17 protein-coding genes and 3 tRNA genes are annotated in these 24,573 nt (G+C 65.5%); 2 read left to right on the top strand and 18 right to left on the bottom strand.

Translation table 11 applies throughout. The features are described 5' to 3' along the window. Positions 1–96: 96 nt before the first annotated feature. On the bottom strand, positions 97–906 hold the full coding sequence (locus JF52_RS17180; RefSeq protein ID WP_152594815.1) for a hypothetical protein: 810 nt from the start codon (positions 904–906) through the stop codon (positions 97–99). A gap of 204 nt (positions 907–1,110) precedes the next feature. Here JF52_RS17180 and JF52_RS0103640 point away from each other — a divergent pair, with 204 nt between their 5' ends. Next, the gene (locus JF52_RS0103640; RefSeq protein WP_033105079.1) at positions 1,111–2,046 is read left to right on the top strand and encodes a hypothetical protein; all 936 of its coding nucleotides are present in this window, start codon (positions 1,111–1,113) and stop codon (positions 2,044–2,046) included. Between the two features lie 133 nt (positions 2,047–2,179). Here JF52_RS0103640 and JF52_RS0103645 read toward each other — a convergent pair whose 3' ends face one another. The 13 genes from JF52_RS0103645 to JF52_RS0103710 form a co-directional block, all read right to left on the bottom strand. After that, positions 2,180–2,770: a hypothetical protein gene (locus JF52_RS0103645; RefSeq protein ID WP_033105080.1), complete on the bottom strand. Its 591-nt coding sequence runs from the start codon at positions 2,768–2,770 to the stop codon at positions 2,180–2,182. Between the two features lie 393 nt (positions 2,771–3,163). Further along, positions 3,164–4,069 carry an Abi family protein gene (locus JF52_RS0103650; protein ID WP_033105081.1) on the bottom strand — a complete coding sequence of 302 codons (906 nt, stop codon included), beginning with the start codon at positions 4,067–4,069 and terminating at the stop codon, positions 3,164–3,166. Between the two features lie 540 nt (positions 4,070–4,609). Continuing rightward, positions 4,610–4,683 (bottom strand) — tRNA-Met (locus JF52_RS0103655). Positions 4,684–4,727: 44 nt separating this feature from the next. After that, positions 4,728–4,799 (bottom strand) — tRNA-Thr (locus tag JF52_RS0103660). Positions 4,800–4,865: 66 nt separating this feature from the next. Beyond that, positions 4,866–6,011, bottom strand: a complete 1,146-nt coding sequence (locus JF52_RS0103665) for a M23 family metallopeptidase (protein ID WP_235272317.1) — start codon at positions 6,009–6,011, stop codon at positions 4,866–4,868. A 225-nt stretch (positions 6,012–6,236) separates the two neighbouring features. Next, on the bottom strand, positions 6,237–7,031 hold the full coding sequence (locus JF52_RS0103670; protein WP_033105083.1) for an inositol monophosphatase family protein: 795 nt from the start codon (positions 7,029–7,031) through the stop codon (positions 6,237–6,239). Next, complete coding sequence (locus tag JF52_RS17550; RefSeq protein WP_200880938.1) at positions 7,028–8,257, bottom strand: hypothetical protein; 1,230 nt, start codon at positions 8,255–8,257, stop codon at positions 7,028–7,030. The genes JF52_RS0103670 and JF52_RS17550 overlap by 4 nt, the downstream gene beginning before the upstream one ends. A 95-nt stretch (positions 8,258–8,352) precedes the next feature. Beyond that, positions 8,353–9,150, bottom strand: coding sequence for an enoyl-CoA hydratase/isomerase family protein (locus JF52_RS0103685; protein ID WP_033105084.1), 798 nt, complete (start codon positions 9,148–9,150; stop codon positions 8,353–8,355). A gap of 49 nt (positions 9,151–9,199) precedes the next feature. Next, positions 9,200–9,694: an FBP domain-containing protein gene (locus JF52_RS0103690; protein WP_033105085.1), complete on the bottom strand. Its 495-nt coding sequence runs from the start codon at positions 9,692–9,694 to the stop codon at positions 9,200–9,202. A 49-nt stretch (positions 9,695–9,743) separates the two neighbouring features. Further along, positions 9,744–11,210, bottom strand: a complete 1,467-nt coding sequence (locus tag JF52_RS0103695; protein ID WP_235272318.1) for a glycoside hydrolase family 32 protein — start codon at positions 11,208–11,210, stop codon at positions 9,744–9,746. A gap of 38 nt (positions 11,211–11,248) precedes the next feature. Beyond that, entirely contained in the window at positions 11,249–12,082 is an 834-nt protein-coding gene (locus tag JF52_RS0103700) for a carbohydrate ABC transporter permease (protein WP_052166735.1), read from the bottom strand. Between the two features lie 8 nt (positions 12,083–12,090). Beyond that, a complete protein-coding gene (locus JF52_RS0103705) occupies positions 12,091–13,041 on the bottom strand; it encodes a carbohydrate ABC transporter permease (RefSeq protein WP_084595761.1) in 951 nt (316 codons plus the stop codon). Then, positions 13,041–14,423 (bottom strand): ABC transporter substrate-binding protein, encoded by a 1,383-nt coding sequence (locus tag JF52_RS0103710; RefSeq protein WP_033105087.1) that lies wholly within the window; start codon positions 14,421–14,423, stop codon positions 13,041–13,043. Before JF52_RS0103710 ends, JF52_RS0103705 begins: the two co-directional genes overlap by 1 nt. A 150-nt stretch (positions 14,424–14,573) precedes the next feature. Between JF52_RS0103710 and JF52_RS0103715 the strand changes: the two genes are divergently transcribed. Further along, entirely contained in the window at positions 14,574–15,605 is a 1,032-nt protein-coding gene (locus JF52_RS0103715) for a LacI family DNA-binding transcriptional regulator (protein WP_033105088.1), read from the top strand. 94 nt (positions 15,606–15,699) lie between these two features. On the opposite strand, the gene JF52_RS0103720 is transcribed toward JF52_RS0103715, so the two are convergent. The 4 genes from JF52_RS0103720 to rpoB all read right to left on the bottom strand — a co-directional run bounded on the left by JF52_RS0103720 (position 15,700) and on the right by rpoB (position 24,529). After that, positions 15,700–15,781 (bottom strand) — tRNA-Tyr (locus JF52_RS0103720). Between the two features lie 87 nt (positions 15,782–15,868). Continuing rightward, positions 15,869–16,789: a PfkB family carbohydrate kinase gene (locus JF52_RS0103725; protein WP_033105089.1), complete on the bottom strand. Its 921-nt coding sequence runs from the start codon at positions 16,787–16,789 to the stop codon at positions 15,869–15,871. Between the two features lie 305 nt (positions 16,790–17,094). Next, positions 17,095–20,970 (bottom strand): DNA-directed RNA polymerase subunit beta', encoded by a 3,876-nt coding sequence (gene rpoC, locus JF52_RS0103730; protein WP_033105090.1) that lies wholly within the window; start codon positions 20,968–20,970, stop codon positions 17,095–17,097. Positions 20,971–21,034: 64 nt separating this feature from the next. After that, positions 21,035–24,529, bottom strand: a complete 3,495-nt coding sequence (rpoB, locus tag JF52_RS0103735; protein WP_033105091.1) for a DNA-directed RNA polymerase subunit beta — start codon at positions 24,527–24,529, stop codon at positions 21,035–21,037. Positions 24,530–24,573: the final 44 nt, after the last annotated feature.

Consider the following 24,573-nt stretch of genomic DNA (forward strand, 5'->3'; position numbering starts at 1 on the left):
GCCCGGGTGATCGTCCTCGGTTCAGAGGGATGCGGGTCGAAGCGCATGCCCGGAATGGGTCCGAACTCGCACATCTCGTCCCAGTCCTGAGGGTGATCACCCGACCTGTTCGGCGGTCAGGGTACGGGTGGTCGCACCCAGCCGAGTCTCGCGCTCGAAACGGGCCAGATCGCCGGCGCCGGCGCTGACGCTGACGCTGACGCGACACTCGAGCTCGGTGAGACGGTCAGCGGAGAGCGCGCCCGAACGGACGAGCACGTCGGCATGACTCTTCGTGAGTCCTCCGCCGCGCGACCGCACCGCGGAACCCCAGTCGCCCGACTTCGCCTGATTTCGGACCCGCCGCGCCCCGTTTAGTTCATGGGCTGAGTGTCTACCGCATCTGGTGACTTCGACCCGGCCTTCTACGGTGACCTCGTACCACTTGTCACCGCAGACCGGCTGGGCTCGTACCTTCGCGCGACCGGTGGTAACCTCGCGGACGCGTTCACTTTGTGTGAGTGGAACATGCGTGGCGGGGCAAGCATCATGGAACTCACTTCGATGGTCGAGGTCCTTGCACGCAACGCGCCAGATCGCGAGCTTCGTGATTGGGCTCATCGTCGACGCGGCGGCGCTTCCTGGTTGAACGTCTCGCCGCTGGACAGTCAAGGTGCCGCCGACATTCAGAAGGCGCGCGACCGGGCAACCCGGCGAGGCAAGCGCGCAGAAGTTCACGGCCGGGTCGTTGCGGAACTCCCCCTCGGTTTCTGGCGCTACCTCGTCGAGTCTCGATATCTGACCATGCTCAGGATCCCAGCGACTCATCGCGCGTTCCCCAACGGAGATCCCGATCTCCGCACTCGTCAACGCGAAGTTGCCTTCCGGATGCAGCAGCTCAACTTCGTGCGGAACCGTGCCGCCCATCACGCTTGGCTGAGATGCGTCGGCCAACGGTCAAGCGCGACGTCCGGCGAAGGCGACCCGCTATCGTCGTTCATTTGCCCGCGTGGGATCCTGGTCAGGAGCAGGTGCCAATTGTTCCAGCCCGTACGCCGACGCCGTGTTGATCGAGCCCCGTGCTGATCGACACGGCCCCGCGGACGCTGCGCGACCTCATCCCCATCGTCGGTGCGAACCACGGAAGTTCGGGGAGTCGCTCGCCCCGATGACGACGGGTACACGTTCGGCCAGGTCGACGACACGTTCCGCGTCTACGCGAACAAGATCGAAGACCTCGTCTGGCGCTACCTCGACGACTTCGCCGACCTGACCGACATTCTGCAGGTGCGGCTCCGCGAGGACACCCTGGCAGCGATCGAGGCTGACGTGCTCTCCGGCGACGGCCTCGAGGACCGCTTCACCGGCGTCCTCGAAACCTCCGGCGTGCAGGTGCATGCCTTCACCGGGGACCTGCTCGGCCAGGAGCGCGAGCTGACAGGCTGGGCGCTGAACCCGCTCGACCTCATGGCGCTCGAGGCGCTGCGCGAGAACGGCGACGACGAGCTGGTCTTCGACAGTACCTGCCTGTGGCATCTACGGGGGTTCGGTGCCAAGCTGAGACGGATGAACCGCTCTCAGAAGGTCGCCGTTACCGTGTGCGTACTCGTCGTCGCGGGCCTCGCCGCTGTGGCTGCTCCCGCTGTTGCGTCGGTCGCGTCGGATATCGGCGGCTGGGCGCTGTTCAATCAGCCCGCCGCTGATGCCCCGGCTGATGCCTCTGATGCTCCGGCTGATGCCGCTGCTGTTCCAGCTGATGAGCCGGTCGCCTCTCCCGCGCCGATCCCGGATCGCACCCACGGCGACTGCGCACTGCTGTACTATCCGACCGGCCCGTCGAGCATTCCGCGGCTCGACGCACCCATCGACAACGGTCCGCGCGAGTTCGCGATTGGCGAGGTCGGCCTCGTCGACGGCATCCCGACGACCTACACCGTCGCGCCGGGCGATGCGATCCAGGGAATCGGTGCCCGCTTCTGCGTGTTCGGGACGGGCCTGTTCTACTTAAACGAAGTTCACCTGCAGGGCACCATCCAGCCGGGAGACGTGCTGCGCCTGCGCCCATAGCGCTCGATCATCCGAAGGCCCCTCCCCGTCTCGCTGGTAGATGCCGTTGCAGAGTGCGCTGCGCATGGAGGTATCCCCTCGTCGGTCGCGGCCCCACGCGCGGGGCTAGCGTTGGCAGCTCATGCGCCCGACTCTACCGCTGCGGTGGGATGGTGAAGCTGGGCGAGAAATCGTGCACCGCTCCCGCCTCGTCGCCGACGCTCGCGATCGTGTACGGGTTCAGGTTGATCGTGTCGCCCGCGTAGACGACGGCGCGCTGCTGGCCTTCCGAGCTGTACAGCCCGGTACGGCGGATCGCGTTCAGCATTTCGAGGTACGTGGGGTTCGCGCCGACGCAGAACCGCTGGGCGATGCCGTTGATGGTGTCGCCCTCGGCAGCGACGTAGGCGACGGGTTCACCGTTCTCGTTGAGCACCGACTCGCCCTGCGCCTGAGCGCGGGGTCCGGAATCGCCCAGCAGCGTAGGCTCCAGGCCGTTCATCGTCCCCTCGACATGGTCAGCGGGGATCAGCTCCGGTGCGGCGTCGCACGTGATATATGTCTGCAACGGTTCCTCGACGACCGGCTCCACGGTCGGCGTCGGCATCGCAACCGGAGTCGTTGTGCGGGGCGCGACTGTCGGTGCCTCGGCAGCCGCCTGACCCGTGGCGCACCCAGTGAGGATGAGGACGGTGAGCGCAAGCGCGGCGGCAGCGGGGACGGTCTTGGCTGTGCGGTTCATCATATGAACGAACGGTACCGGTCACTCGCGGGGTAAAGCTAGCGCGCCTCACCAGACGGGATTCCGTGCGTGCCGTCGCGGCCCCGTCCGGACTAGCGAGTTGAAACCCAACTGCACCGTCTACTGCACCGGATTCCCGCTGCGCAGGTTCTCATACCTCGCCATTCAAGCAGAAAACCCCCGTTCCCCGGGTGTTTTCATCTGTAGCAGGAGCGGGGCTTGAACCCGCGACCTCACGCTACGCACTCAATCCTCGACGCATCTGGAGTGCCATGGGCAGGACTCGGCATTTCATGATTGATCAGGGAATACCTGGTTCGCGATGGGCCGGTGGCCTTGACGCCTGCTCGAGAATGATGCCCGACGAGCGCAATTGTGATGAGTTCCTATGACTCATCAAGTCCGTAACCGCCAAAGGCTGGACGATGCCCAGTCGGCCGGCGCGCCCATCGACGTCAACTCCATGCCGCTGTCGGCGGGGAAGGTGCGAAGCACGGAGGGCAGGAGTCGCGTGTTCGCGCCGAGGGTGTTCAGCGCGAGGTGCTGAAGCAGAGTGAGCATCGCGAAGGTGCTGTCTTTCACGGGCACGATCGCGTCGAGGGCCGGGTACAGGCCGCGTCGTGGCAGCTTCGGAGTCAGTGAGTAGTACCGGTTGTAGAGGCGCGAATGGTGGGCGCAGACGTTGCGGACGACGTTCAGTGCCCGGACCCAGGACTTCAGCTGCGCAGCATTCAGCCCGAACGCCTGGGCGACGTTGTCGCGGACACCGAGCGGCGCGAAGCTGTAGAGGTACGAGAGCCCTCCCCAGTCGAGAACGTCGACAGCGACCCAGATCGGGACAACGGAGTTGCGCTTCTCGCGATGGTGGACGACGAACTCTTCGCGTGAGTCTCTGACCTGCCGATCAAGCTTCGCGATCCAGACTGGATAGTCGGACGCTCGGTCCATCGAGAGCCGCTCGGGCTTGCGGTGGATCATTGGGTCGACCTCGCCGAGACGGTACCCGAGCAGCGCGCGAAGGTAGGTTTCGACGTGCTGAAGCGGTCCGAACGCCGCCGCACGCAGACGATTGTCGAACTCCCATATCGCTTCGACCTGCGTCAGCGAGGTGCCGGGGCGAAAACGACCGGTCCGCACGCCAGCCGAGTCCTTGAAACGAAACGGGTACGAGTAGCCGCTGAGCGTGTAATACCCGACACGACGCAGGAGCGCCATCGCCGCATCCTCATCGTCGATCAGCATCCCACGATCCGCGAGAAGAGCAACCTGCTCGCGATAGGTCTTGTGCGGCTTCGGCTCCACGAACCCCGTACTCCGGTAGAAGAAAGACCGGCCCTGGACTCCCAAGGGAGCGGAACCGGTCGTGTTACTCACACGCTATCACGCTCGACTGACACTCAGCCGGGGGACTCATCGCCGAGCGACTAATCCTGGATCCACCGATGTTCTTGAGCGCTGAGGTGTGGGACCTGCCGTGTCTGCCCGTCCCAGTCTCGGAGTCGAGCCGACGCACGGTACCGGCGGACGCTGATCTGGCGCGTCGCGATCTCCCCGAACGTGCCGATCGGCATCCGTGGCCGCCCGCGCATCAGAACTCGCCCCCACACGCGCCAGCAACGACATGCGAAGTGTGAACCGGCCAGGGCACGAGGCGAGCATTTCTTCTCATGCCAGGGAGGTGCGCCAAATCAGCCGACACCAGTCGAGGCCGACCGAACACCAGCTCCACACGATCAGCGCAAACAAGCCAACCTGTGGACAACTCGCGAATAAGTGTTGAATACATCAGATTTCCGTCCCTTCATTCGGGACAAGAAAACTTGGTCAAACCATATTTCGAAGTAGCAGGAGCGGGGCTTGAACCCGCGACCTCACGATTATGAGTCGTGCGCTCTCACCAACTGAGCTACCCTGCCGCACGGCATCCCCGCCCATGAAGAACATGAAAGCGAATGCTGCGAGCCCCGAGTCAGGATTGAACTGACGACCCCTTCCTTACCATGGAAGTGCTCTACCACTGAGCTATCGGGGCGCTGTCACCCGCGAGGGCAACCACACGAGAATACCATTTCTTCGGCGTTCTCAAAAACTGAGAGGGTCAGTAGGACTTGCGTCCCGCGTTCGCCTGCAGCCAAGGGAGCGGGTCGATCGTCGAGTCGTTGACGATGAGCTCGAAGTGCATGTGCGCACCGTACGAGCGACCGGTGTTTCCGACCAGTCCGACGATGTCTCCGACCTTGACCTTATCGCCGGGCGCGACCCGCAGCGAGCCGTACTGCATGTGCGAGTAATGGCTGGTGATCAGCACACCGTCGATGACGTGATCGATGTAGACCGTGACGCCGTAGTTGCCGCCGGACTCCGTCGCGATGCGCACCGTTCCGTCGGCGATCGCCTGCGCTGGTGCTCCGTTGCCGGGCACGAGGTCGAGCCCCTCGTGCAGGCGTCCGTCACGCATCCCGTACCCGTAGGTCATGCCGACGCCGACGACGAACGGCCACTGGATGGCCGCCGTCGGGTCGTTCGTGTACACAGAGTTCGAATAGGCGATGCCCTGCTCCGCAGCGAGGTCACCGAGCGAGAGCGTCGAGAAATTCTCCGCCCGCTGGATCGCGTCGTTGCGCACATCGGACGATGCGACATACGCCTGGATCTCGTCGTCGGAGACAGCGGATGCCGTGCCCTCCGACGCGGCGACAAGTGAAGTCGCCGACTGCACCGAAATGCCCTGAGCCGCGGCGACAGCCTCAGCGGGCAGCGTCATGGAGACGGCGAGCAGCCCCACGATACCCATCATGCTCACCGTGGCTCCGGCTGCGACGAGTTTGCGACGCGATCGGGCCTTGCGCGGAGCGACGTGGACGGTGGTCGCCTCGGTGGGAAGCACGCTCTTGACCGGCAGAACGGACTCAGCCACCGCGGGCTGCTCACCCGTCACCGCACGGAACGCGCGGGATGCCGCGACGAACGTGTCAACATCGGCATCGGCATCCGCATCCGCATCCGCATCCGCATCCGTCGATGATTTCACGACTCCGATGACCGGCTCTCGCCCGATCTCGGCGTCAGCCGTCGATTCGACGACGACGGGAGCATCGGCCACAGCGTCGTCGACGCTCTTGACTCCGACGCTCTGAGGCGCGACGACCTGAGATTCAGCCGTCACGCCACGGAGGCGATCACGCGCAGCTCGACGTGAGAGGACCGGCACGACGACCTCGATCGAGGAGGTCTCCTTCTGCACACCTGCCAGTGTCACCGAATCCGCAGCCTGGCGACGGCTGGAGCGGCGCGTGGGCGCAGGCGCAGCCATAGGGGTGTCAAGGGGCAAAACGGGTTCTCTCGGGGTTCGCGCTGGGGGCTGAAGACCTTCGAAGTTCGGGTCGAACGAAGGTAATGATCGCGTAAACACTATCAATGATCGCGTAAACACTATCGTGGTCGTACTGAGAATGCCATGTACAGATCCTCAAATCTCCTTGTCGAGGACCCCGGTGATCCGAGCGTGCAACGGCGCTCCAGCAGCGATCAGCATCGGACGAGCGGATGCCGTGTCCAGCCGAGTCACGATCCCTCCCGCTTCGGTGACCAGAAGCGACCCAGCCGCGAAGTCCCACGGACTCAGTCCTCGCTCGAAGTAGCCGTCCAACCTCCCGGCCGCCACGTAGCTGAGATCGAGCGCCGCCGATCCGCCCCTGCGCAGGTCCCGCGCGAGCGGCATTACCTGCCGCACGGTCAGCAGGTCGCCGTCGTGCGTCGACGGGTCGTAGCCGAAGCCGGTCGCCAGCAACCCGCCCGCCGGCGTCTCCGAGGTGACGGCGAGCCGCGCGTCATCGAGCCATGCGCCCTCGCCGCGGCCGGCAGTGAACAGCTCGCCGAGCACGGGCGCGTAGACGGCCGCGGCGAGCGGTCGCCAATTGTTCGGATCGGCGCCGCCCTCGACCGCCGCGATGCTCACGCAGTAGGCGGGCAGGCCGTACGCGTAGTTCACGGTGCCGTCTATCGGGTCGACCACCCAGGTCACTCCGGTCGTGCCGTCGCCACCACCGGACTCCTCACCGAGGAACCCGTCACCAGGACGCTCGGCGTCCAGCCGTGCGCGGATCAGCGCCTCGACCTCGCGGTCGGCCTCGGTGACGATGTCGGCGAGCGTCGACTTCGTGGCCGCGAGGGCGAACCCAGCAGACCTTCGGAGCCGTGCGAGCTCGCCCGCCTCGCGGGCGATGTCGGCAGCGAGTTCCTTCAGCTGCGATGCCGAGGTCACAGCGGCGGCGCGGGGGGCGGCGGCGGGAACGCACCGGGCGCGGCCGGCGGCACGTTCGGAGCCGGCGGCGCATCCGGAGCCGGCGGTGCATCCGGAGCCGGCGGCGCATCCGGAGCCGGCGGTGCATCCGGAGCCGGCGGTGCATCCGGAGCCGGCGGTGCATCCGGAGACGGCGGCAGGTCGGGAACGGGCGGGACGTCGGGTGCCGGGGGAACGTTCAAAACGGACGTGTCGCCGGCGATGCCGTCGGGAGCGGCCGGCGCCCCGGCAGGCGGAACCGGCAGACCATCGGGTCCGATCGGAGCATCAGGAGACGAGACGAACCCCTGCTGCGGAGGCGACGGCGTGTACGACTGCTCGTAGTACTGATTCGGTTCCAGGAACTGGCTCTGCTGAGCCGTCGGGTAGCCGGTGTAGTAGGCGTTCCAGTCCGGCGAGCCGTCCTGCAGCACCGGAAGCGGCGTCACGCCGTCGGCATAGGTCGGCCACTGCTGCTGAATCGGCTGCTGTTGAGCGGGCTGCTGGACCGGTGCCGCAATCGCCGCGGCGGAGCCGTAGGTCTGAGGCGCGTAGTAGCCGACGGGCGCCGCAGGCGCCTTCTTCGGAGCGAACAACGCGTTCAGCAGCGGGATCAGTGTCGTACCGACCGCTGCGAGGATCGCGAGCGCGACGACGATGCGCCAGTAGAGGTCGCCGTAGCGGAAGGTGTCGGGGAGCGTGAGATAGATGATGAGCATCGCGACCAGCAGCACGAGAACCGCGATCGTCACGTAGTAGATGACCGTGGTGAACGTCGTGATGTAGCGCTTGACCGCAGGAGTGAACAGTCGCACGTGCAGCAGCGCGAGTTGCAGCACGCCGATCACGAGCAGCAGCATGAAGAAGCGCCCGACGCCACCGGCGTACTCCCCCGGCTCTTCCGGCAGCCAGATCTTGATGGCGCCGACCAGCAGCGCGACGATCCAGGTGATCATGCTCGCAAGGGCCAGCCAGTCCGGCCTCTTCGGCGCGAGACCCGCCTCGAGGATCGCGATCCCGGCGAATCCCGCGAGCAGCAGGATCGTCAGGAAGGCGCGGCCGACGATGCCGTCCTGATCACCGATCAGCACCCACACCACGCAGACGAGCGCTGCCGCGATCAGCGCACCGATGGCGATCCAGATCGCCCCTCGGATCAACAGGGAGGCGTTCGTCTCCCCCTTGGTTTCCGTGCTGACCTCTGACATGGCGTTCCCCTCTTCGGCCGACTGCTCTCATCCTGCCACGCCGTGCGGCGCGCGCGCAGGGCTCGCCGCCGGCCTGTGGGCAACTCGCGCTGAACTCAGCGTGCCTTCTTCGCGGATGCTGCGGCGAACGCCGCGACGCGAGCCTTGGCATCCGGAGTCTCGAAAGCCGCGCCGATCGAACGTGCCTCTTCATCGAGCTGCTCGGCGAACGTGCGCTCGGGACGCGAGCGGACCAGCCGCTTCGCCTGCCCGTATGCGCCCGCGGCACCAGCGAGCCAGAAGCGTGCCACCTGCTCCGCGCGTTCGCGCACGCGATCGGCCTCGTCCGCAGCATCCGCACCGCTCACGACCTCGGCGACCAGGCCCCATTCCTGCGCTTCCTCCGCGCTCAAGAGGCGATCCTGCAGCACCAACTGCAGCGCGCGCCGCTGTCCCACGGCGGCGGCGAGCTGCGCAGATACCGAGAGGTCGGGGGTGAGGCCGATGTTCGCGTAGAGGCTGCCGATCTTGGACCGCCCGCCGACGACCGCGTAGTCGGAGCAGAGCAGGATGCCGAGGCCGCCGCCCGCCGTCGTACCGTGTGCTGCGGCGACCACCGGGATGGCCGACTGCGTGAGCGCACGGATGCCGACGTTGATCACTTCGGCGAGGTCGGCGATGTCGGATCCTGCGCCCATCGTGGTCGCCATGTCGAGCACGTCGCCACCGGCGCAGAAGGCCGGACCGGACGCATCCAGCAGGATCGCCTTGACGTCATCGCGCGAGGTCGCCTCACTCGTCACATCGCGCCAGGCCCTGGCAAGATCCGCATTGAACGCGTTGAGACGTGTCGGACGATTCAGCGTCAGCCGCGCCAGTCCGTCGTCGACCGAGAACAGGATGGGATCGCTCATGGCATCTCCTTCGAAGCACAGGGTGAAGTCGTCGCGCCCAGCGTATGGCTCAGACCAGCGGCTCCAGAACTCGTTTGGCGAAACCCTCCATACGACGCCGTGTCCCGTCGAGGCGAACGTCAACTTGGCCGGGGACGCGGATCTCGTTCGGTGCGAGCGGATGCGCGAGCCGCACGTTCTCATGACACGACAGGTCGGCGCAGATGTAGGTGCCGACGCTGTCGCCACGGCGTCCGGAATCCCCCGCCCGGCGTGCGGAGAACAGGGCGACCTGATTGCCGGGCTGCATCGTGTGGCAGATGTTGCACATGCCCGTACGTGCAGGTCCGGGGTCGGTGGAGCGCAGTACGACGCCGACGAGGCGCCCGTCGATCTCGACGACGACGCATCCGCGCTTGCTCGACGCCGGATCGCGCCAGGCGAGGAAATCGTGGAAGTCCCAGTCGACGAGCACGAAGTCGTGCGGCATCTCGATGAGCCGCAACTCCTCCTCCGTGGCGTTGACGAACGCCCCGCGGACATCGGATTCGGTGAGCGCTCGCATCGAACCAGTCTATGAAACCAGCGGAGCACGAGCGCCCGCCGTCGCCTGCTCAGCCGATCGGCATGTCGGGTCCGACTGCGTCTGCCACCGCGATCCGTTCGATGTGCACCTGCCCGCCGACACCTTCCACGGCAAGCGCACGGCCGTGCTGCGGTGCGAGCAGATCGGTGAGCACGCGCGTGCCCCCGTCGGCGAACACCTCGATCGAGGCTCGGTCGAGCCAGATCTCGAGATCGATCAGATTCCCGCCCGCGACCGGCATCATCTGGCTGCCGGGGAAGTCATCATGGATCGCGACATTCCCATCGGTGCGACCCACGCTCAACTGACGAGCATCGGCGTCGTATGTCAGCATCACTACGCCTTCATCCGCGCCATCGAACCGCAGTCTCAACGCGAACCCGGCAGCGCCGAGGACATCGATGCGCACCGAGATGCGACCGGCATCCGGAATCTCCTCGAACACGACGCGCGACCCGGCTACCGGGATGTCCTCCAGGACCCTCTCGTCGGCGAGTTGCACGCTGACGGGCTGCTGACGCAACCGGAGACTTCCATCCCGGCTCACCAGAGACAGTCGCCGGGGCAGCGTCATCATGGGATGGCGCAGGGTGCCGTCCGCAGCGTGAAGCGATCCGACGTAATCCCAGTTCGACATCCACGCGATCAGCGTGCGATCCGCTTGCGCAAGCGCATCGAAGGTGACTCCGGCGTAGCAGTCCCGGCCGAAATCCAGCCAGTCGATCGCGTCGCCGGTGGCATCGTCATCCGCAGCGAACGTCACCCCGTCGAAGTCTCCGATGAAGTACTGCGTACCGGAGCCACCGGCGATGCCGCCGGGGTTGAGGCTGATCAGCAGCACCCAGCGCACATCTCCCGGGTCTCCCTCGACCGCGAGTGGGAACAGGTCAGGGCACTCCCACACCCCGTCGACAGCGCGCTGAGGACCGAACGCCGACAAGAACGTCCAGTTGATGAGGTCATCCGAGCGGTACAGCATCGCCTGGCGGTCCACAGCCTCGACGGCCACCATCACCCAGTACGCCCCGGCCGGTCCGTCGTAGCGGAACACCTTCGGATCGCGGAAATCACTCGTACCGCGATCGAGCACGGGGTTGCCGGCGTACTTGGTCCACGTCAGGCCGTCATCGATGCTGTAAGCCAGCGCCTGCGACTGCCTGTTCGGATTCTGCGCCGCCTGCGTGTACAAAGCGACGAGGGCAGGATCGTCAGTCGTGCCGAGCCCCGATGTGTTGCCGACATCGACGACCACCGAACCCGAGAAGATCTGACCTGCCTCGTCGTCGCGGATCGCGACAGGATGGTGTTCCCAGTCGATCAGGTCAGTGCTCGAGGCATGCCCCCAGCTCAGATTCGCGTGGACCACGCCCTCCGGGTTGCACTGATAGAACAGGTGATAGCGACCCTTGTGGAAGACGAGCCCGTTGGGGTCGTTCATCCAGTTCTGCTCCGGTGCGAAATGCAGCAGCGGGCGGGTAGCGGAGGGGGCAGTCACGGACGGTTCCTTGCGTTTCTGGTCGAGGGCGATGGTCGTCACTTTCCGGCTCCGGCGGTCAGACCCTCACGCAGCGGCTTCTGGCCGAAGATGAACACGAGCAGCGCAGGGATCATCGACAGCACGACGCCGGCGAGCACGGTCGAGATGCTTCCTGAGCCGAGGTTTCCCTGCAGCGTCACGAGCCCGAGCGGAAGGGTGAAGTTCTGCTCACTGATCGTCATGATCAGCGGCCGGAAGAACTCGTTCCAGTGATAGTTGAACGCGAGGATGCCGACGATCGCCAGCCCCGGCGTCGCAAGCGGCAGGTAGACCGCGAAGAACACCCGCCAAGGTCCCGCACCGTCGATCTCGGCCGCTTCGGCGAGCTCGGCAGGCAGCCCCATGAAGTACTGCCGCATCAGGAAGGTGCCGAACGCCGTAGGGATCATCGGCACGATCAGCGCCAGCAGGGTGTCGGCCAGGCCCATGCCGCGCACCAGCATGAAGACCGGCACGATCGTGACCTGCATCGGAACCATCATGGTCGCGAGGATCAGTCCGAACAGTACCTTCTTGCTGCGGAACTCGAACCGAGCGAAGACGTATCCCGCCATCGCTGCCGTGAGCATCTGGCAGACGGCGATGATGAGAGTCACCAGCGCGCTGTTCCAGGTGTAGAGCCAGACCGGGATCTGGCTGAACACATCGGCGAAGGCGCCGAAGCCCGGCTGAGTCACACCGGTGTCGGCATCCGTCACGCTCAACGCCGTGACGAGCGTCCACACCACCGGTGCGAGTGTGAAGAAAGCGGCGAGCCCGAGGAGCACGAACTTGCCGATGGAGCCCGCGCGACGCATCGGCGAGCGGGTTGCAACTGCTTCGATGGACATGTTCGGCCTCACCCGTAGAAGACGTAGCGCTTGCTGAGCTGGAATTGGGCGGCGGTGACCAGCATGATCAACACCGTGAGCACGATCCCGATCGCCGAGGCGAGTCCGAAATCGAGTTGTTGGAAAGCGGATTCGTAGATCACCATCACCGCGGTGCGGGTCTCGTCGCCCGGCCCGCCCCTGGTGAGGACGTACGGCTGGTCGAAGATCTGCAGCGCGCCGATGATCGCCATCACGCTCGCGACGAGCATGGTCGGGCTCACCAACGGGATCGTGATCTGGCGGAACTGCTTCCAGCCCGTGGCCCCGTCAAGTGATGACGCCTCGTAGACCTCTTTCGGAATCGCGGAGACGCCGCCGAGGAACAGCAGGAACGTGAAGCCGAAGTTCTGCCAGACATACACCAGCAACACGACGATCTTCGCGCCGAACCCCGTCGTCAGCCAGCCGATCTTGCCGATGCCGACCCACCCCAGGATCTCGTTGATCAGCCCGAACTCCTGATTGAACAAGTACGCCATCACGAGCGAGACGGATGCTGCCGACAGGATGAGCGGGAAGAACAGTGCCGAGCGGAAGAAGGTGCGAAGCCAGTTCGGCATCTTCGACTGCACCAGCACCGCCAGCAGGAGCGCCACCGCGATCTGCAGCGTCACGGCGACGATGACGAAGCCGATGGTGTTCAGGAACGACACCCGCACCGTGGGGTTCGCGGCGAGATCGACGAAGTTGCCGAAACCGATGAACTCCGGAGCGGTGATGATGTCCCAGCGGAAGAATGCCAGCAGGAACGATCCGATGATCGGCACGAAACTGAACAGGCCGAGGCCGATCAGCGTCGGGGCGAGGAACACCCAGATCAGCAGGCGGCTCCCCTTGCGCTTGTCGGGAGTGCGCCGCGTGCCCTTGGGTACGATCAGGGCGCGAGTGCTCTCGTCGATTGCCGTCAGTGCGGACATCATCGGCTCCTCAATGCGACTTCGAGGTCGCGCTGCATGGTCTCGAGACCCCGCCTCACGCCGTTCGGCCCGTTCGTGATCGTGCCGACCACGTTCTTGATCAGGGCCGATTCCACGGCCGCCTGCTGCGGAGGCGCGGGCATCGGAGCGGTGGTCGGGAACTTGTCGAGAGTGTCGTAGAACACGTTCCAATGCGCGGGCCCGATGCCGGCTCCGTAGAGCTCGTCGTTCAGCGACCGACGCGCCACAGACGAATCCGGCTTCGCATGCGCGATGCGCATTCCTTCGACCGAAGTCGTGTACTTCAGCCACTCCCAGGCCTCGTCCTTGCGCTGCGATGTGGACATGATCGCGTAGCCTGCAGTGCCGAACTGATGGCGCTGGCTGCGCATCTTCGGGAAGTAGGTGACGTCGTAGTCGTCGTTCGCGAACCCCGCTTCGTTCAGCCCCTGCACCCAGTAGCCGCCGGCGGCCGTCATGCCGACGGATCCGGTCGAGAACAGCGCGACGAGCTCGTTGCCGCCGCCCTGCGCGGGGTTGGCCGCGAGGCCCTCGGAGACCATCTCCTGGATCACCTGGAAGCTCTCGATGGTGCGCTCGTTCAGCGCATCCGCGTTCTCCCAGAGGAAGCCGCCGCCGCGGGGCTTCTCGTCGGGGTAAAAGCTCTTCCAGAGCCAGTCGCCTCCGGCGGCCTTCTCCTCGGTGAGGAAGCTGGTGTCGTTGTTGTAGAGCCACGGCACGACTCCGCCCCAGAGCCTGTTGTTCCAGAAGTAGGGCAGGAAGTTCCCGTCCGCCGACTTCTTCATCGTGCGTGCGACGTTCAGGAAGTCGTCCACCGTCCAGTCGTCGCGCGGACGCTCGAGGCCGGCGCGCTCGAGAGCCGTGGTGTTGTAGAACACGTTCGGCGCGTTGAAGTTGTCCGGCAGCTGGTAGAGGCTCCCCTTGTACATGAACGCCTCGACGAGCGAGGGATGCACGTCGTCGAAGTAGTCCTTCATCTCCGCCGCATCGCGCTGCACGTACTCGTCGAGCGGGTGCGCCATGCGCGAGGCGAAGAGCTGCGTTCCCTCGGTGGCGACCATCACGACGTCCGGCGGGTTGCCCGCGGCCACCATGGTCAGGATCTTGGCGAAGAAGTTGCTCCAGTCCTGCCCCTGGATCGCCACGATGCGCACCGGGATGTCGGGGTGCAGCTTCTGGAATCCGTCGACGAGTCCCTGGCGGGCCGCGGCATCCTGTGCCGTGCCGAACAGGGCGACGGTGAGGGCGTCGCTGCCGCGCCCCGGGATGTCACCGCCAGTGAGCCGCGGCCACGAGATCGCGGTGCCGACCGCTCCGAGACCGAGAAGAGCGATCATCGCCCGTCGACTGAGTTCAACCACGATGTCGTCCTCCGCTTCATTGCTCGACCCGGTTGCGTGTAGCGATCCCGGGGTGCTGAATTGATTCAGCAAACAGAAACTAGCATCTGGAGAACCGAGTTGCAAGAATAAGCTGAAATGATTCAGCAAAAGAATCCCGGAAGGATGCCGATGGCCGAGCGCAGCACACGACGGGTGACACTCGCCGATGTCGCCGAAGCCGCGGGCATGTCGAAGTCCGCCGTGAGCATGATCCTCAACGACCGACCGGGTACTCGCCTGTCCGAAGATGCCGTGAAGCGCGTGCGCGCGGCCGCCGAAGAACTCGGCTATCGCCCCGACCCGGCTGCGCAGAGCCTGCGGCTCGGACGCAGCAAGTCGATCGGATTCATCTCCGACAAGGTTACGCTCACCAGGTTCGCCTCCCCGATGATCCTCGGCATCCTTGACGAGGCGAAAGCGCGCGGCCGGACGGTCCTCATCGCCGAGACCCGGGGGGAGCCGGGCGAGCTCGAGCACGCGGTGGACGCGATGCTCGACCGCCGTGTCGACGGCCTGCTCATCGGCCTGATGGTGGCCCGTCTGATCGACGTGCCCTCGATCCCCCGCGGTATGCCCCTGGTCGTCGTCAACGGCACGACCGCACTCGATCACCCCAGCATCCTGCCTGATGAATGGCACGCAGGGCATACGGTCGCCGAGCATCTGGTCGCGGCCGGTCACCGGCGGATCGGAATAGTCGGCGACCTTCCACGGGTGATGGACGATCTCAGGGAATCGGCGACGATCCCCTCACGGTTCGAAGGCATGATGGCGGCGTTCGATGCCGCCGGGGTCGCACCGGAGCGTGTCGAGGTCGACGCTTGGGATCCGACCGCCGGCTACGACGGCGCCAATCGCATCCTCGATGCCCACCCTGATCTGACGGCGGTCATCGCCGCCAACGACGGCGTCGCGTTCGGCGTCTACCAGGCGCTCGGCGAGCGCGGCATCCGAATCCCAGCGGACGTTTCGGTGATCTCCTTCGACGATGAGGAGCTGGCCGGATTCCACCGCCCCGGATTGACCACGGCCCGCCTGCCGTACGAGGAGATGGGTCAGCGTGGCATCAGGATGCTCCTCGGCGAGAACGAGCCTGCACACGAGCGCGTGGCGATGCCTTTGATCGTGCGCGACTCGGTGGCTGGGCCGCGGCCCGTCTGAAGGACTCGAGATGCAGTCGGAGCCCCCCGAACCCCGCTCTGCTCGATGAACGGCTGAAGGCCCCCGCTGCGCGGAGGCCTTCATCTATGTGGTGTGGCGAGTGAGGGATTCGAACCCCCGAATGCGATGCAGTCTGATTTACAGTCAGATCCCTTTGGCCGCTTGGGTAACTCGCCAAGTGCACACCCGTCCAGCTTGTACAGCCAATCGGGGGCGCGAGTATCAAGCATACCCGCCAGAAGCGGGTGCAAGAAATCGGCAGTTCAGCTGCCGCGGACCCCGCGTTCGCCGTCCTCGAGCGACTCCGGTGTGCGCAGCAGCCCACCCTCCGCGCGGCAGGTTGCGGCGGCGACATCCATCGCTCGATCGAGCAGCTTCTGCCATTCCTCTACCGCCTCCGGACGGGCACCGACGAGTCCCTCCGCCACGGCGGAGAGCGTCGCATCCCCCGCCCCGACCGTGTCGATCACTGGTCCGGGAAGGCTGGCGATCGGAGCGGTGAGGATGCCGGCATCCGCCTCGAGGATCGCACCGTCCTTGCCCGCCGTCGCCAGCACGGCATCGGCTCCCAGCGCGCGCAGCCGCGCGCGCAGCGCATCGAGATCGCCGTCGTACAGCAGCGCGGCGTCGTCGGCTCCGACCTTCACGATCGCGGCATCCGCGGCAAGGCGCTCGAACCCGCGCACGAACTCACCGCGGTCGCTGAGCATGCCGGCGCGCGGATTCGGGTCGATCGCCACCCTGACGCCCGCCAGGGCATCGGCGACAGCATCCACCTCGGCGGGCACGTCGAACGGGAAGCAGCTGATCACCGCGAGATCGGCGTCGGCGAGCACCGCGCGCGCCTCGTCTCCGTAACGGATGCTGCGCCCCTGAGCCGCCTCGTTGAAGACGTACGTCGGCTCGCCGCCGGCATCGCGCTGCACGACCGCGCGCGACGACCCGAGCGGAGCGTCACTGGAGATCAGGCTCACGTCGTGATCGGCAAGGTACTCGCGGATGTGGGCACCGGCCTCGTCATCACCGACCATCGCGATGAGCGTCGTGGGCACGCCGAGCCGGCGGAGTCCGACGGCGACGTTCAACGCCGCGCCACCGACCAGTTCGCGCACTCCTCCGCTGTCATGGATCTCGTCGATCAACGCATCGCCGATGACGACGGCGCTGGGGGTGCTCTGCTGCATCCTGCCATTCTCGCGTATCCCGCGGCGGCTCGTTGCTGCGCGAGTGGGCGCGACTGGGCGCGAGTGGGCGCGACTGGGCGGGAGGTGGCGCGAGTGGCCGCCTGCGACCTGTGGAGACGGCACAACGCGCCACCTCCTCGCCAGGTGCACGACGCACCGCCGCGCGAGGTGTCGCGAAGTGCCGCCAAAAACGGTCCCACGCGGCACCAAGCGCCACCTCCCGCACGGGCTCCGGCCACCACCCGCTCAGGTACGAAGAAAGCCCCAGGGCGAACCCTGGGGCTTTCTTCAGTGGGCTAGAACACTCAGTTGTAGGTACCGGGCGTCACGTCATCCGTCGAGAACGCGTCGAAGTCGACGTAACCGAAGTCGCCCTCGGCGTACGCGCCGTCGGATGCGAAGATCCGGTTCGGGTAGCGCTCGCTCTTGGCTTCCTCAGTCGCCTCGACAGTGACATCGCGGTACTTCGCGAGGCCGGTGCCGGCGGGGATGAGCTTACCGATGATGACGTTCTCCTTGAGACCGACCAGCGGGTCGCGCTTGCCCTGCATGGCAGCCTCGGTGAGCACGCGGGTCGTCTCCTGGAACGACGCAGCCGACAGCCACGACTCGGTCGCAAGCGACGCCTTCGTGATACCCATCAGCTCCGAACGGCCGGAGGCCGGACGCTTGCCCTCGGCAACCGTCTCGCGGTTGATCGCCTGGTAGCGCTTGAGGTCGACCATCTCACCCGGCAGCAGGTTCGTGTCGGCGTGATCGACGACCGTGACCTTGCGGAGCATCTGACGGACGATGACCTCGATGTGCTTGTCGTGGATCGGCACACCCTGCGAGCGGTACACGCCCTGCACGCCGCCGACGAGGTAACGCTGCACCTCGCGGGCGCCCATGACACGCATGACCTCCTTGGGGTCGAGCGTTCCCACCAGGATCGGCTGACCGACCGTGACGTGCTGACCGTCCTCGACGAGAAGGGTCGCGCGCTTCAGCACCGGGTAGATGACCTCCTCATCGCCGTTGTCGGGCGTGAGGATGACCTTCTTGGCCTTGTCGGTCTCGTCGATCGTGATGCGGCCATCGGCCTCGGCGATCGGCGATGCACCCTTCGGCGTACGAGCCTCGAAGAGCTCCTGCACACGGGGCAGACCCTGGGTGATGTCGTCCGCCGATGCCGATCCACCGGTGTGGAACGTACGCATCGTCAGCTGGGTACCGGGCTCGCCGATCGACTGCGCCGCGATGATGCCGACGGCCTCGCCGATGTCGACGGTCTTACCCGTCGCCAGCGAACGGCCGTAGCACTGCGCGCAGACGCCGACAGCCGAGTCGCAGGTCAGCACGGAGCGCACCTTGATGGTGTCGACACCGAGCTCGACGAGCTTGTCGATCAGAACGTCTCCGACGTCGTCTCCGGCAGAGGCGAGGATCTCGCCCTTGCTGTCGACCACGTCAGCGGCCAGCGTACGAGCGAACACCGAGTTCTCGACGTTCGCATCGCGCACGAGGTCACCCTGCGAGTTCGGAGCGGCGATCGGGAGCTCGAGGCCCTTCGACGTGCCGCAGTCCTCTTCGCGGATGATGACGTCCTGCGAGACATCCACCAGACGACGGGTCAGGTAACCCGAGTCGGCGGTACGCAGAGCGGTGTCAGCCAGACCCTTACGGGTACCGTGCGTCGCGATGAAGTACTCCGCCACCGACAGACCCTCACGGTAGGAGGAGATGATCGGACGCGGGATGATCTCACCCTTGGGGTTGTTCACCAGACCACGCATACCCGCGATGTTGCGGATCTGCAGCCAGTTACCACGAGCACCGGAGGACACCATGCGGTTGATGGTGTTGTCCTCAGGGAAGTTCTCGCGCATCGCGACCTGAACCTCGTCTGTCGCCTCGGTCCAGATCTTGATGAGCTCCTGACGACGCTCGGCGTCGGTGGTGAGACCCTTCTCGTACTGGGACTGGACCTTCGCGGCCAGCTTCTCGTGCTTGGCGACGATCTCCTTCTTGTTCGGAGGCGTGAGCACGTCGCTCAGCGCCACCGTCACACCGGAGCGCGTGGCCCAATAGAAGCCGGCATCCTTGATGCGGTCCAGCGTCGCCGCCGTCTCGACCTTCGGGTACTCCTCGGCCAGCTTGTTGACGATCTGCGACAGCTTGCCCTTGTCGGCAGGCTCACGCACGAAGGGGTAGCCCTTCGGGAGCGTGGCGTTGAAGATCGCCTGTCCGAGCGATGCGTCGACGAGGTGGTGACGCTCGTAGCCCTCAGGCGCTTCGCCCTCGAGGAACGTCAGACCCGGGATGCGGATGCGGACCTTCGCCTGCAGGTCGAGGGTGCCCTCGTCCTTGGCGAGGATCGCCTCGGATACAGAGCCGAATGCACGGCCCTCGCCCTTCGCGCCGGCCTTGACCACCGTGAGGTGGTGCAGGCCGATGATCATGTCCTGCGAAGGCAGGGTGACCGGACGGCCGTCGGACGGCTTCAGGATGTTGTTCGACGCGAGCATCAGCACGCGGGCCTCGGCCTGAGCCTCGACCGACAGCGGCAGGTGCACAGCCATCTGGTCACCATCGAAGTCGGCGTTGAACGCGGCACACACCAGCGGGTGAAGCTGGATGGCCTTGCCCTCGACGAGCTGAGGCTCGAAGGCCTGGATTCCCAGACGGTGAAGCGTGGGCGCACGGTTCAGCAGCACCGGGCGCTCGCGGATGATCTCCTCGAGCACGTCCCACACCTCGGGACGCATGCGCTCGACGGAGCGCTTCGCGGCCTTGATGTTCTGCGAGTGACCGAGGTCGATCAGACGCTTGATCACGAACGGCTTGAACAGCTCGATCGCCATCGTCTTGGGAAGACCGCACTGGTGCAACTGCAGCTGCGGACCGACCACGATGACCGAACGGCCCGAGTAGTCGACGCGCTTGCCGAGCAGGTTCTGGCGGAAACGACCCTGCTTGCCCTTCAGCATGTCGCTGAGGGACTTGAGGGCGCGGTTGCCGGTACCGGTGACGGGGCGACCACGGCGACCGTTGTCGAACAGCGCGTCGACGGCCTCCTGCAGCATGCGCTTCTCGTTGTTGACGATGATCTCGGGGGCACCGAGGTCGATCAGACGGCGAAGACGGTTGTTGCGGTTGATCACACGACGGTAGAGGTCGTTGAGGTCGGACGTGGCGAAGCGGCCACCGTCGAGCTGCACCATCGGGCGCAGCTCCGGCGGGATGACCGGAACGACGTCGAGAACCATGGATGCCGGGCTCATGCCGGTCTCCAGGAACGAGCTGACGACCTTCAGGCGCTTGATCGCACGGATCTTGCGCTGGCCCTTGCCCTCGGAGATCTGCAGGCGCAGGTTCTCTGCCTCGGTCTTCAGGTCGAACGCTGCCAGGCGACGCTGGATCGACTCCGCACCCATGTGGGCCTCGAAGTACTGACCGAACCGGTCCTGCAGCTCGTGGAACACGTCGTCCTCTGGGCGAAGCGCGCCGACCTGAAGCGTACGGAAGTCTTCCCACACGCGCTCGAGCTTGGCGATCTGCTCGTCGTGGCCCTTGCGGAGGAGAGTCATCTCCTTCTCGGCGGCGTCCTTGACCTTCTTCTTCGCGTCGGCCTTGGCGCCCTCAGCCTCAAGGGCTGCGAGGTCCTCTTCCAGACGCGAGAGGCGCTCCGCGATCTTCGAGTCGCGGCGGTCCCCGAGCGTCTTCAGCTCGAGGCGGATGTTGTTCTCCTGCGTGGCCAGGTCGCGGTGACGAGCATCCTCATCGACTGAGATGACCATGTAGGCAGCGAAGTAGATGACCTTCTCGAGGTCCTTCGGAGCCATGTCCAGCAGGTATCCGAGGCGCGACGGAACGCCCTTGAAGTACCAGATGTGGGTGACGGGCGCGGCGAGCTCGATGTGGCCCATGCGCTCGCGACGGACGGAGCTCTTGGTGACCTCCACGCCGCAGCGCTCGCACACGATGCCCTTGAAGCGGACGCGCTTGTACTTACCGCAGGCGCACTCCCAGTCGCGGGACGGTCCGAAGATCTGCTCTCCGAAGAGGCCGTCCTTCTCGGGCTTGAGCGTGCGGTAGTTGATGGTTTCGGGCTTCTTGACCTCACCGTATGACCAACCGCGGATGTCGTCAGCGGTGGCCAGGCCGATGCGAAGCTCATCGAAGGTGTTTGACTCGAGCACTAGTTCTCCTGTGTCTCAATAAATATTTAGGGACCCGGTCCCTGAGCTTGTCGAAGGGTGCGCGTCAGATCTCGTCGATCGAGGCGGACTCGAATCGGCTGGAGATGTTGATACCGAGCTCTTCCGCTGCGCGGAATGCCTCGTCATCGGTGTCGCGGAGGTTGACCGTCGTGCCGTCCGCCGAGAGGACCTCGACGTTCAGGCAGAGCGACTGCATCTCCTTCATGAGCACCTTGAACGATTCGGGGATGCCAGGCTCCTGGATGTTCTCGCCCTTGACGATCGCCTCGTAGACCTTGACACGGCCGAGGATGTCGTCGGACTTGATCGTGAGGAGCTCCTGGAGGGCGTACGCGGCGCCATAAGCCTCAAGCGCCCACACCTCCATCTCACCGAAGCGCTGTCCACCGAACTGCGCCTTACCACCGAGCGGCTGCTGGGTGATCATCGAGTACGGACCCGTCGAACGCGCGTGGATCTTGTCGTCGACCAGGTGGTGCAGCTTCAGGATGTACATGTAGCCCACCGAGATCGGCGCCGGGAACGGCTCGCCGGAGCGGCCGTCGAACAGCTGCGTCTTTCCGGTCGAGTCGATCAGGCGGTCGCCGTCGCGCGTCGGCAGCGTCGAGTCGAGGAGACCTGCGATCTCCTGCTCTTCCGCACCGTCGAACACCGGGGTCGCGACCTTGGTGCCAGGGGCAGCCTCGAACGCGTCCTTCGGCAGGTTCGCAGCCCACTCCGGCTTGCCCTCGACCTTCCAGCCCTGCTTGGCGATCCACCCGAGGTGGGTCTCCAGGACCTGGCCGAAGTTCATTCGACCGGGGATTCCGAGCGGGTTCAGGACGATGTCGACCGGGGTGCCGTCCGGAAGGAACGGCATGTCCTCGATCGGCAGGATCTTGGCGATGACACCCTTGTTGCCGTGGCGGCCGGCGAGCTTGTCGCCCTCGGTGATCTTTCGCTTCTGGGCGATGTAGACCACGACGCGGCGGTTGACGCCGGAGCCGAGCTCGTCGTCACCGTCTTCGGCGTTGAACTCCTTGACCGCGATGATCGTGCCCTGCTCACCGTGCGGCACCTTCAGCGAGGTGTCACGGACTTCGCGGCTCTTCTCGTTGAAGATCGCGCGGAGCAGACGCTCCTCGGCCGACAACTCGGTCTCGCCCTTCGGCGTGACCTTGCCGACGAGGATGTCGCCGGGGCGGACCTCGGCGCCGATGCGGATGATGCCGCGCTCGTCGAGATCCTTCAGCAGCTCAGGGCTGACGTTGGGGAGGTCACGGGTGATCTCCTCCTTGCCGAGCTTCGTGTCGCGGGAGTCGACCTCGTACTCCTCGATGTGAATCGAGGAGAGGGTGTCGTCCTTCACGAGGTCCTGGCTGAGGATGATCGCATCCTCGAAGTTGTAGCCCTCCCATGTCATGAACGCGACCAGCAGGTTCTTGCCGAGCGCGAGCTCACCGTTCTGGGTGGCCGGGCCATCGGCGATGACCTCGTTGACCTCGACACGCTCGCCGGCCGAGACGAGAACCTTCTGGTTGTAGGAGGTTCCCTGGTTCGAGCGGTCGAACTTGCGGAGGTAGTACTCCTTGGTGCCGCCCTCATCGAGCTGGAGCACGACGCGGTCTGCGGACACCTCGATGACCACACCGGCCTTCTCGGCGCCGATGACGTCGCCGGCGTCGATGGCCGCGTAGCCCTCCATACCGGTTCCGACCAGCGGCGAGTCGCTGCGCAGCAGCGGCACAGCCTGGCGCTGCATGTTGGCGCCCATGAGCGCGCGCTGGGCGTCATCGTGCTCGAGGAACGGCACGAGCGAGGTCGCGACCGACACCATCTGGCGCGGCGACACGTCCATGTAGCCGATCTCCGTCGGCGCGAACAGGTCGACCTCGCCGCCGGGGCGGCGGGCCAGGACGCGCTCTTCGCGGAAGTGACCGTCGGCCTTGAGCGGCGCGTTGGCCTGAGCGACGATGAAGTCGTTCTCCTCGGAGGCGGTCAGGTAGTCGATGTCATCGGTGACCTGGCCGTCGACGACGCGACGGTACGGGGTCTCGATGAAACCGAAGGAGTTGATGCGCGCGAACGTGGCGAGCGAGCCGATCAGACCGATGTTCGGGCCTTCAGGAGTCTCGATCGGGCACATGCGGCCGTAGTGCGACGGGTGAACGTCACGGACCTCGACACCTGCGCGGTCACGGGACAGACCGCCGGGGCCCAGCGCCGAGAGGCGGCGCTTGTGGGTCAGACCCGCGAGCGGGTTGTTCTGGTCCATGAACTGCGACAGCTGCGACGTTCCGAAGAACTCCTTGATCGCGGCGACGACGGGGCGCACGTTGATCAGGGTCTGCGGAGTGATCGCCTCGATGTCCTGCGTGGTCATGCGCTCGCGGACGACGCGCTCCATACGGGAAAGACCCGTGCGGACCTGGTTCTGGATGAGCTCGCCGACGGCGCGGATGCGACGGTTGCCGAAGTTGTCGATGTCATCGGTCGACATGCGGATCTCGGCCTTCTTGCCGCCGCGGAGACCCTCGAAGGTCTCATCGCCACGGTGCAGACGCACGAGGTACTTGATGGTCGCGACGATGTCCTCGACGGTCAGCACCGAGGAGTCCAGGGGCTGGTTCAGGCCCAGCTTCTGGTTGATCTTGTAGCGACCGACCTTCGCGAGGTCGTAGCGCTTCGCGTTGAAGTAGAAGTTGTCCAGCAGCGCGCGGGCGGCCTCGGCGGCGACCTGCTCGCCCGGACGGAGCTTGCGGTAGATGTCGCGCAGCGCGTCTTCCTTGGTGAGGATCGTGTCCTTCGCCAGGGTCTCCTCGATGGAGGGGTAGCCGGCGAACTCGACGAGGATCTCCTCGCTGGTCATGCCCAGCGCCTTGAGGAAGACCGTGACGGACTGCTTGCGCTTGCGGTCGATGCGCACGCCGACCTGGTCGCGCTTGTCGATCTCGAACTCGAGCCATGCACCACGGCTCGGGATGACGCGAGCGGAGACGATGTCCTTGTCGGAGGTCTTGTCGGGGCTCTTGTCGAAGTAGACACCCGGCGAGCGCACCAGCTGGGACACGACGACACGCTCGGTCCCGTTGATGATGAAGGTTCCGCGGCTGGTCTGCAGCGGGAAGTCACCCATGAAGACGGTCTGAGTCTTGATCTCACCGGTCTGGTGGTTCATGAACTCGGCCTCGACGTAGAGCGGAGCCGCGTAGGTCTTGCCACGCTCCTTGCACTCGTCGATCGAGTACTTCTCAGGCTCGAGGTACGGGTTCGTGAAGCTCAGCTGCATCGTCTCGCTGAGGTCTTCGATCGGAGAGATCTCCTCGAAGATCTCCTCCAGACCGCTGAACTCGTTGAGATCCTTGCGACCGGCCTTCTTGCCTTCTGCGACACGAGCCTTCCAGGCGTCGTTGCCGACGAGCCAGTCGAAGGACTCCGTCTGCAGCGCGAGAAGGTCAGGGACCGTCAGCGTGTCGGAGATCTTGGCGAACGAAAGACGGGAAGCTCCGCGTCCGTTCTTGTTGGTGGTGGATGTGGATGCGTTGCGAGCAGCAGCCAAGGGAATAACCTCCGTGAGCCCCGCAGGGCTTCTCGATTCCTTTG

The organism is Microbacterium profundi (genome assembly GCF_000763375.1).
GTDB lineage: Bacteria > Actinomycetota > Actinomycetes > Actinomycetales > Microbacteriaceae > Microbacterium > Microbacterium profundi.